This is a genomic window from Psychrobacter sp. Ps6, assembly GCF_022129235.1.
Lineage (GTDB): Bacteria > Pseudomonadota > Gammaproteobacteria > Pseudomonadales > Moraxellaceae > Psychrobacter.
Map to the genome: position 1 here is coordinate 259,110 of NZ_JADQAI010000005.1, position 10,296 is coordinate 269,405.

Below are 10,296 nucleotides of genomic sequence, written 5' to 3' on the forward strand. Positions count from 1 at the left end.
AATTGAACGACAAACAATCTCTCATCAATACACTAACATGAGTGATGTCACTCATATAACTACTTGCAGGAGCAAACCCTATGAGCAATAAAAATAAACAACTGGTTTCGACCATCAGTGATGACGACAAATTAACCTTATCTTTAAAAGATATCGAGATGCCGCAGCCCGGTGCTGACGAAGTGGTCGTGCGCATGGAAGCCATGCCGTTGAACCCGTCTGACTTTGGGGTGATGTTCAGCGCCGCTGATATGTCAACCGCTGTACAGTCAGGCACCGATGACAGCCCAGTTATTACCGCTGACGTCCCTGCGAAGTTCATGCCAGCACTGAAAACGCGGGTCAATGAAGACACGCCTGTCGGTAATGAAGGCGCAGGTACCGTCATCGCCGCAGGCTCGTCAGAAGCCGCACAAGCACTCATGGGCAAAATGGTGGCTGTTATTGGTGGCGGTACGTATCGTCAGTATCACTGCGTGAACGTGAAAAGCTGCATAGAGATGCAGGACGGCACGACTGCTACCGAGGCAGCCTCGTCTTTTGTCAATCCACTCACCTCACTGGCAATGGTCGAAACCATGCGCGCTGAAGGTCACAAAGCTATTATCCATGCCGCAGCAGCATCTAGCCTTGGTCAAATGCTCAACCGCATTTGTATGGCGGATGGGATTGATCTTATCAATATCGTGCGTAAAGAAGAACAAGAAAAGCTACTGCGTGATATGGGCGCAAAATACGTGGTCAACTCAAGCAGCGAGTCGTTCACCAAGGACTTAACCGCAGCGATCATTGAAACGGGCGCGACCATATCATTTGACCCTGTTGGTGGCGGTAAGCTCACCAGCGATATTCTAAACTGTATGGAAGCGGCCATCACTCATGATGTCGAAGAATACAGCGTTTATGGCTCAAATACCTTTAAACAAGCTTATATTTATGGCGCGCTAGACCGTGGCCCAATCACGCTAAACCGTAACTTTGGTTTTGCATGGGGTGTGAATGGCTTCTTGTTGTTCAATGCGCTTGGCAAACTGGGTAGCGAAACGGTTAAGTCGATGCGTAAACGCGTGGCTGCAGAGATCACCACTACCTTTGCCAGCAGCTATACGCATGAAGTGACGCTAGAAGAAGCGCTGCATTTAGAGTCGATCAAAGCTTATGGTAAGCAAGCGACTGGTGAGAAATATTTGATTAAGCCTCAAGGCTAATGATTGCTGGCAGCGTTATTTAGAAGCCGCTTTGTAATAATAGACAAGCAGATACCTAGGGTGTCTGCTTTTTTTATTTTTCACTTATAGGGATAGTTTTTCAATAATTGCACAACACATTGAGTAATTTATTATGTATTATTATGCAAAACACGCTCAATAATTCTCACTACGTCATCATTTTTATCTATTATCACAGGAAAGCCAGGAATATTCAGAATCTTACTTTCTATATCAATTTTTAACTTTCCATTTTCAACAGAACAGTTAAATATATTAGCTCGTTCACCAAGAATGGTTTTGGCTAAAATATTTATGTCTTGAGTGGTCACCTGATCGTTTGTGCTTAATCTAGCTGCTGCTGGTGCTGCGATAGACAGAAGTATATCCCTCAATGATTCAGCCTCATCAATGCGTTTACCTTCTGATGCATACTCAATACAACGAACCAAATCATCTAGCTGTTCTCTAACCTCTTGCGTTGAAAGCTGATCCAAATGGTCAATTTCATCTACAGCAGCTGTAGGCTTTCCTTCTACCGTATAAATATCAGAAGCTTGATAATATGATTCAATTGCTCCTTTTCTTAATATAAAACACCCTGAGTTTTCTAATAGTTGCAATACAACTGTAAGACGGTCTTTCATGGATGACCATTTTGCAGTATTAGCTAGATCATTCACTTCTGAGCTACTCAGACTGAATAGAGTGCAAAAAACAGCTCTTCTTTTGATGTTCTCATCAATTGATTCTCCAGCGTTGGCATAGTAAGGGTGTATTTCAGCCTGCCTAGATATATCCTCCCAATTATCATTTACTAATGAGCAAAAATCACTATATGTTGAAGATGCAAGTTTCATAGCTGACGGAGCTCCTAGCTTTGAAGCATATGCATCTGCCGTGAATGAGTTAGCTAAAAAGCACTGGGCTAAGTCCATGTCATCTGTAAATGCATCTGCATCTGCAAGCACCACCGGTTCTTTACCGATGAGCCTCATGAATTTGGTTACCACTGGCATTTGACCTTTACCAATTACTGGCAACAATTGAGAGCCTGCTGCTTCAAGGTGAAGCTCAAGTTTATTAGAAATGAAAGATGCAATCATGACATCACTCGGCCCCTCTACTAAGAGGGGGCGTTTGCAAAACAATGAAAGCTTATGCTCTTGTCCAAGTCGAGCAATTAAAGTTTGGAGCTTTCTATTTCTCAGTTGTCCATCATCGGGATCAAGTTGGACAGGGGGCTGATCTAAGTCATGACAAAATATAAGCGATGTCAAATCATTTGGCTTGGATATTCTTAGCATTTCAGTTGAATGTGTAGCCATAATGACTATTTTTTTATACCCGCCTTCAGAAGGATGACCAGCCGCGTTAGTGATTTCATTTAATAAAAATGACTGAAGTTGTGGATGTAGTGAAACTTCAGGCTCATCAATTAATATAGCGCCAACTTCATCATCATATAAAGCAGAGAGAATACCAACAAGATGAAGTAATCCAGAAGCCTCTCGACCCGACGAGTATGGTGTAGAGGTGGTATCCAAGCGTGCAAATACTACCTTTAGATTTCCTGCATCCCATTCAATAATTAAATCCCGTTTAAATAGTTTTCTTAAACGTTCTTGTACCTTGATTAATATGTCTGCACGCCCAGATAGTGTGTGGAAGTCACCATTAAGCGTTTCCATTTCATGCCGTCTTGATGCGTCGCTTTTTCTACCGAAGCTTGCGTCGTCATAATTTAGGAAATTACCGCGATGACCATCATAATCTGAGCGGTATTGTTCAAGAAGTCCTAGCCTTCCAGCAGACAAAAAGCGAACTTTCTTTCCATTTAATTTAGAAGATAGTGGCTGTTTTAGACCTCTCAAAAGATGAGTCTTACCACTCCCATTTGGTCCAATCATAATGGTTAAGCCTCCTTGAAGTGTTATATTTCTAGAAAAATTACCGTTATGGCTATTTATATTCGCTTCAATACTTATTGGAAAACTCACAGCTATTCCTTATAGTTGTATTTTTTAGATAATGTTTTGCTATCAATGAACAATTAATTATAACCGATAGAAGTTTATTTTTATTAGCTATTCCACATTAAACCATCAAAAATCACCCCTACAATTTTGCACAGAACCCTACCATCACCCTGATAAGTTAGTTCTATGCGAGTACGCGGGCATAATTTTTATAAAAATATCTCTTAATTGATATGGTTCGTTATACCCCCCCCATCACCACTTAACCCATCATATTTACTCACAATTTGTATAGACCTTATCAAGAAAATCTTGCCATAACGCCCCCAAGATCAGCCAATCACACCCCAAAAGCCATCAATTAACATTACTCCTAAACTTTCGGTTGCATCTGCTTATCATTACGCCTAGTATTTTCACCCTTAAAAGACTTTGCCCACACAAACCGTGGCTGATTCAACCCACTATTTCTCATCAAAAGGAAGATATAATGTCAACAAATACCGTTACTATCATCGATGGCGGCTTGGGCCGAGAACTGGCCAAACGCGGTGCGCCCTTTCGTCAACCTGAATGGTCGGCGCTGGCAATGATAGAAGCGCCTGAGATCGTCCGTGACGTACATCGTGCCTTTATCCAAAGCGGCGCAGCGGTCATCACCACCAACAGCTATGCGCTGGTGCCTTTTCATATTGGCGAAGAGCGTTTTGCCAATCAAGCACAAGATCTGGCTACCTCAGCAGGCGAGATGGCGCGCGCTGCAGTCGAGATGGAAGGCCGCGACACTAAGATTGCAGGTTCAATCCCGCCGCTATTTGGCTCATACCGTGCCGACTTGTTTGACGCCGATCACGTCGAAGATATCGCCACGCCACTTATTAAAGGTTTGAGCGAATATGTGGATTTTTGGCTCGCAGAAACCCAAAGCTTAATCGCTGAATCTGTCGCTGTTCGTGAGCTACTGGACACGCTAGATACTGACAACAAACCATTATGGGTTTCGTTCACCTTAGAAGACAGCGAATATCTCGATGTGCCGCGTTTGCGCTCAGGTGAGACAGTAAAAGAAGCTGTCACTAAAATGACGGATCTCAATGTAGAGGCGGTGCTGTTTAACTGCTGTCAGCCAGAAGTCATTGATCAAGCGCTTGATGTGGCACAAAGCGTGCTGCAAGACAAGAATACCGCCCACATCAAACTTGGCGCGTATGCCAACGCCTTTCCACCACAACCAAAAGACGCTACAGCGAACGATGGTCTCGATGAAGTGCGTGATGACCTAACCCCGCCTGCCTATCTGGTCTGGGCAAAAAAATGGCAAACCCAAGGCGCATCATTAATTGGCGGTTGCTGCGGTATTGGACCTGAACACATTCAGGCATTGAGCCAGCATTTCACAAGCACTTTGACAACAGATACTTTAACAACAGATACTTTGACAACAGGCACCTCGACAAAATAGAGATCGCACGATGCAAAATGGACAAAAAATTGGGCTAACCATGCTCACTGCCATCGTGTTCAGCTCGATGGTCGGTGCGGGTATTTTTAGCTTACCGCAAAACATGGCTGAAGTGGCAGGTGTGAACGCCATCATTACGGCATGGATCATCACCGGCGTAGGTATTTTATTCCTCGCGGGCTGCTTTTTGCATTTATCACGCCTCAAGCCTGAGCTGGATGGCGGTATTTATACCTATGCCAAAACAGGGTTTGGCGATTTGGCAGGTTTCTTTTCGGCATGGGGTTACTGGCTGTGTGCGACCATTGGCGTGGTCGGTTACTTGGTTGTGGCGTTTGCCGCACTAGGTAGCTTTATTGATACACCAACCAGTATTGTTTTTGGTGAGGGCAACACGCTGTGGGCCCTGGTCGGTGAATCTATCATTTTATGGCTGGTGCATTATTTGGTACTGCGCGGCGTTAAGCAAGCGGCCTTTATCAACTTGCTGGCGACCTTGGCAAAAAGCTTACCGCTTATTGCTTTTATTGTGTTTGCCTATTATGCCTTTGATATGCAGACATTCAACGCTGACCGCGCGGGAACGACGTTGGACGTGCCATTTATGGAGCAGGTCAAAGGAACGATGCTGATCACCCTATGGGTATTTACGGGTATCGAGGGCGCGATTGTCTTATCGCAACGTGCCAAGAGGCGCGCTGATATTGGCCGTGCTACTTATATAGGTGTGTTGTGTGCGCTGGTGTTGTACGTCGCCATTACCCTGCTCTCTCTCGGGGTCATGAGCCGCGTGGATGTGGCGGCGCTCAGCAACCCATCGATGGCTGGCATCATGGCACAAATGACGGGCGATGTGGGTAAATGGGTTATCAGTATTGGTCTTATCATCTCGGTATTGGCCTCTTATCTGAGCTGGATTCTTTATTCTGCCGAAGTGCCGTTTACCGCGGCGAAGTACAATGCGTTTCCACGTATCTTTACCAAGCAAAACGCCCAAGGCACGCCAACGGCTTCGCTCATGCTGACTAGCTTGACCGTGCAGCTGTGCTTATTGATGATCTTTTTGACCGGTAAAGGCTATAACACCTTGGTGATTATCTCCACCTCGATGATTTTGATTCCTTACTTTTTGGTTGGGGCGTATTTGGTCAAAGTATCATTTGCACAATCAGAACGCTGGAGCATCAAAGCCATCGGTCTGGGCGCAAGTGTCTACGGTATTTGGCTCATCTATGCCGCTGGCGTGGACAACTTGCTGTTGTCCTTGCTGCTGTATATACCTGGCTTAGCGATTTTTTATTACAGCCGCTATCAATCGCGTCAACAGTTAACATAAGCCAGCTGGTCAATAGCTCGCTCTGCTGACAATATAAAAGGTCCATTTTTGGACCTTTTTTAGTGGTGATCAAGACTTCAGAGCAGAGCCAGTCATATAAACAACCGCAAATATTAAGTATTAACAAAGAGAAATCACCACCTCTTTCCCCTCTTGCCACGGTTGAAACTTAGTCAATAACGCTTCAAAATTTTATAACAAAATATATCTTATTGCCGAGACTCTAATTCAATCATCTCAAGGTAATCATTCGTGTACTGGTAACCATCTAATCTATTATAGACTTTGACCCTGACCGAATAGATAAATCTGATTTATTATGCGAGTCAACGCCAATGTTTGCTCCAGACTATTATCTCTTTTGCAAAAAGAATTCGTCATCAACACCAACTGTCGACGCTGTCTGGAACTGATGTGTCACTGGCTTAGTACTGACTTGATTTAGTCAGATCTAAATAGCTAAGCATCAATCATCTAATCTCAAACTTGTTAACGTTTTTCGCCTGTAAAGCTAACTACGATTTTAGTCGTGTCTTTCTATCTTAATAAGGTCGTGCTTCAACGTAATGATGCAGACCTTCCTGCTTTTTACCCTCGTCTTTTTTCCTAATTTTATCCTTTTACTAACTACCCTAACTCAAAAATAAAACACAGTTACCTACCCCCTTCTCAATCAAGAAACGCCCTATTTTTACGCGATTAAGATACTAAGTTTTTATGTCACATTACGTACAACTTACACAATTAATTTATCGCAAACAATTATCGGCTAAATCATTACTTAATTTTGTATTAGTATGCATTGGTATTTATCAAAAGATTGAAGATACAAGTATTTACATTGTCTATAGGCCCATTCTTTTTATATAAATTTCACTTGTTGTACCTGCTTAAGGACCAGACATGACTGCTAACACACCAGAAGCTTTGACTAGCGCAGCACTCAGTTTTCAATTGATGACGCGAGCTGAACCTCCAGAGTTGGTTATTGCCACGATAAAGTCGTTATTAGCAGTAAAAGAAGCACGCGATGAGATTTTGATTATCGATAACAATAATAAAGAGACGTCGTTATATAAGCCATTAGCAGCATTTTGCCAAAGCTTAGACGTTAAATTGAACGTCCATTTTTATCACATCGATCGTGTCGAAGGATTCAAAGCGGGCGCTTTAAACTTGGCACTTGGATTAATGAGTCCAGACTGTAGTCACATTGTGGTGGTCGATAGTGATTACCAGGCATTACCACATGCTAGAGCCTCTATTATACGGGCTATCGCTCAATATCCTGAGCATACCCTACTGCAGTTTCCGCAGTTTTATCGTAATGAAGGACAGCTAGATGCGCATAGCGAGTTGAATCACTATTTTAATCATCATCTGTATCGCTCTTTTAATCGCAATCGCGCCTTATCAACGGGTACTTACGCAGTCATTCGACGCTCGGATCTTTTGAGTATAGGAGGCTGGTCAGGTGCTTCTATCACTGAAGATGCTCAAATGGGCGTGCTTATGCATCGACAAGGTTTTCGTAGTCAGTTTGTGCCAGAAGTCATTGCCACGGGTTTACTGCCTAACACACTAGATGACCTAATATGTCAACGTCGACGCTGGATCTACGGCAATATGCAAGTGCTCACGGATTACCTGTCAGTTCCGTACAACTCCCCAGTTCAGTATGTCTCGCAATCTAAAAGTATGAGTGAACGTCTAGCATATATACGCGCTCATCTGTCTCAATTGAGTGCTTGGGTAAATTTCACAGGGTTCTTTATCCTTTTGCATATCTGCGCATTACTGGTGATGGTTGATATGCTTTTGGTAAATAACGCTAACGTGTCGATGCTTACCCCTCTATATGTGGTTTATACAGGCTATGCATTTTTTATCCTTAGACGTCTATGGGCTTACTGCCGTGATCAATCGCCTCTCAATCAACAAGTCGATAACAGCTATCAGCGACGTTTTGGCACAAAGATACGAGCATGGTTGATGCATTTGAATTTTTGGGAGATTGGTGCCTTATCATGGCTTCCGGTGCTATGGGGACGAGAGAAACCTTTTGTCTGTACGCCAAAACAAAACTATATCCAAAGTCGTCAGTCATTATTCCTTAAGAATATAGCAGCGTTACCAAAACTGCTGTTGGTGCTAAATATCATTACAGCCCTAGTCGTAGCGCCATTTTCACCGCTCTATTCTCCAGTACTATTTATGTGTGCAGCGGCAGTTTGTATTCTTAAACTAAGCGCAGCCAAGGTAGCAATAGATAATTTCTCTGATGCTCGAGCAGATATACCAAGTATGAGTAAGGTTCTGAGACAGACTTTAAAAGTAGCCCATGAAAAGAAGACGACTATCACGACATCTTATGCGACGTCTTTATTTAAAGATAAAAAAACCATCGATTCATAAAGATCAGTACTTATAAAACTAGTACTTATAAAGATAGCGGTTTATATAAGCCAATTTTGAAACAAGGTCATTCTATTGTCTTTTATCGTTTCTATACTAGGTTCCCTATACACCACTCTACTAACCATAACACTTATAGCCATGATGCTTATAACTATAAAGGTCTCAAAAACATGATTAGGTCTTCGAATTCACCGCTACGTATTGCCATTATTGCACATTCACTGTATCCCATTGCCCAGCCTTACGCAGGTGGTCTAGAAATGATTACCCAATTGATTTGTGATGAGCTAGTGGCGCAAGGTCATGAGGTATTGCTTTACGCTCATAAAGATAGCGAGACGAAAGCAACGTTGGTGCCATTATTGACGCGTCATGAGTTTAATAAGATGGTCTATGATAATGAGCACGAAACGGTCGCCATGGGCCGTGAAGAGATGTACCAATATCTCACGTATCAGATAGCCTTACGAGATATTATCGAACGTGATGAGCGCGGTGAGATTGATATCGTACATAACCACAGTCTGCATCATATTCCGATGATGACAGGCCAAGCGTTTGGCGAAAGGTTTTTTACTACTTTCCATACGCCTATCTTTCCACAGTTACGTTTGGCGCTTTTAACGCTGCGCGCTGGTACGACCACTCAATTTACAGCAATTAGTAAGCATCAACAGCAGTTATTTGCTGAATTTGTCCCCTCACAAGTGGTATACAACGGCATCGACGTCGAATCCTTTACTGCCAATACTGAATCCCTTGGCAACAATGTTACTGGCGATGACGAGGTATATTTTTGGTATGGACGCATTTGCCCTGAAAAAGGCACTCATTTAGCCATGCAATACTGCATGGAAGCTGGGAAAAAACTTATCATTGCAGGACCTAAAAGCAACGAAGACTACTTCAATCAAAAAGTAGCTCCTTTGTTGTTTAAAGACAATAAGAGCGGCGATGACAAACTATTCAATTACGTAGGTCATGTCACCAAGGATGATATTAACAATTACTTGTGCCGAGCAACTGCCATGCTATTTACTAGCACTTGGGATGAGCCATACGGATTGACCTTAGCTGAGAGTTTGGCATGTGGCACACCAGTTATTGGTTTCGATGCTGGAGCCAGTGCCGAAATTATTACTCCAGAGACAGGAGTCATCGTACCTAAGAAAGATAAAGCCGCCTTTATCAACGGTTTTTCTACGATTAAAAACATATCACGTAAAGCCTGCCGTGACCGCGCCTCACAGTTTTGTTCAGTATCAGCCATGGTAGACGGCTATATAAGATTGTACCGAGCAGCATTAAAGAATAGAACTGCGTTAATAGAAGACAATTCAGAAAGTTATATCAACAATATCAATAGCTATGAGCTGTCTGATTTAACAAAAGACTCCCTTCAATTTTTTAATCAAGCCATTCAAGTGCCAGTTGAAACTGATAATGATCTTGTTAGCTTTTCTGAGGGGTCGTAATGATGCGTATCGGATATTATGCGCATCATCACGGTTCAGGACATTGCCGACAGGCAGACAAACTGGCTGCATTGCTACCTAATGATGCAAGAGCGCAATTGACAGTATTTACGAGCTTAGATGTAGCTAGCTATCGTTTTACTGCGATTGATGAACAACAAATCGTACGTTTAAATGCAGAAGATGAACGCCCGGACGACATATTAGCAGGTCGTGCAGGAGAATATTGGCAACCAGCCAGCCTACATTACTCCCCCGTAGGCAATAGCGATATCCAAAAACGCAGTCACCAAATACTAGACACTATCTTTCAACGTAAGATTGATCTAATGATTATCGATGTCAGTGCTGAGGTGGCCATGCTCTGCCGTGCGGCAAGTATTCCTTACCTTTACGTTAGGCTTCCGGGCATTCGCGA

7 protein-coding genes are annotated in these 10,296 nt (G+C 43.1%); 6 read left to right on the forward strand and 1 reads right to left on the reverse strand.

What is annotated here, in order from left to right:
* The first annotated feature begins 80 nt into the window (after positions 1-80).
* On the forward strand, positions 81-1,208 hold the full coding sequence (locus tag I3255_RS08220) for a zinc-binding dehydrogenase (RefSeq protein ID WP_238038390.1): 1,128 nt from the start codon (positions 81-83) through the stop codon (positions 1,206-1,208).
* Positions 1,209-1,339: 131 nt separating this feature from the next.
* On the opposite strand, the gene I3255_RS08225 is transcribed toward I3255_RS08220, so the two are convergent.
* On the reverse strand, positions 1,340-3,208 hold the full coding sequence (locus tag I3255_RS08225) for an AAA family ATPase (protein ID WP_238038391.1): 1,869 nt from the start codon (positions 3,206-3,208) through the stop codon (positions 1,340-1,342).
* 469 nt (positions 3,209-3,677) lie between these two features.
* Between I3255_RS08225 and I3255_RS08230 the strand changes: the two genes are divergently transcribed.
* The 5 genes from I3255_RS08230 to I3255_RS08250 all read left to right on the forward strand — a co-directional run.
* Complete coding sequence (locus I3255_RS08230; protein ID WP_238038392.1) at positions 3,678-4,649, forward strand: homocysteine S-methyltransferase family protein; 972 nt, start codon at positions 3,678-3,680, stop codon at positions 4,647-4,649.
* A 10-nt stretch (positions 4,650-4,659) separates the two neighbouring features.
* Positions 4,660-5,985, forward strand: a complete 1,326-nt coding sequence (locus tag I3255_RS08235; protein WP_238038393.1) for a basic amino acid/polyamine antiporter — start codon at positions 4,660-4,662, stop codon at positions 5,983-5,985.
* A gap of 903 nt (positions 5,986-6,888) precedes the next feature.
* Positions 6,889-8,400: a glycosyltransferase family 2 protein gene (locus tag I3255_RS08240; protein WP_238038394.1), complete on the forward strand. Its 1,512-nt coding sequence runs from the start codon at positions 6,889-6,891 to the stop codon at positions 8,398-8,400.
* 173 nt (positions 8,401-8,573) lie between these two features.
* Complete coding sequence (locus I3255_RS08245; RefSeq protein ID WP_238038395.1) at positions 8,574-9,878, forward strand: glycosyltransferase; 1,305 nt, start codon at positions 8,574-8,576, stop codon at positions 9,876-9,878.
* The coding region (locus tag I3255_RS08250; RefSeq protein ID WP_238038396.1) for a hypothetical protein at positions 9,878-10,296 on the forward strand (419 nt) is incomplete at its 3' end. The genes I3255_RS08245 and I3255_RS08250, both read left to right, overlap by 1 nt.

What these genes read in the sequence shown, in the direction of transcription:
- I3255_RS08220 (WP_238038390.1), top strand. Translation starts at nt 81, where the DNA reads ATGAGCAATAAAAATAAACAACTGGTTTCGACCATCAGTGATGACGAC.
- I3255_RS08230 (WP_238038392.1), top strand. Translation starts at nt 3,678, where the DNA reads ATGTCAACAAATACCGTTACTATCATCGATGGCGGCTTGGGCCGAGAA.
- I3255_RS08235 (WP_238038393.1), top strand. Translation starts at nt 4,660, where the DNA reads ATGCAAAATGGACAAAAAATTGGGCTAACCATGCTCACTGCCATCGTG.
- I3255_RS08240 (WP_238038394.1), top strand. Translation starts at nt 6,889, where the DNA reads ATGACTGCTAACACACCAGAAGCTTTGACTAGCGCAGCACTCAGTTTT.
- I3255_RS08245 (WP_238038395.1), top strand. Translation starts at nt 8,574, where the DNA reads ATGATTAGGTCTTCGAATTCACCGCTACGTATTGCCATTATTGCACAT.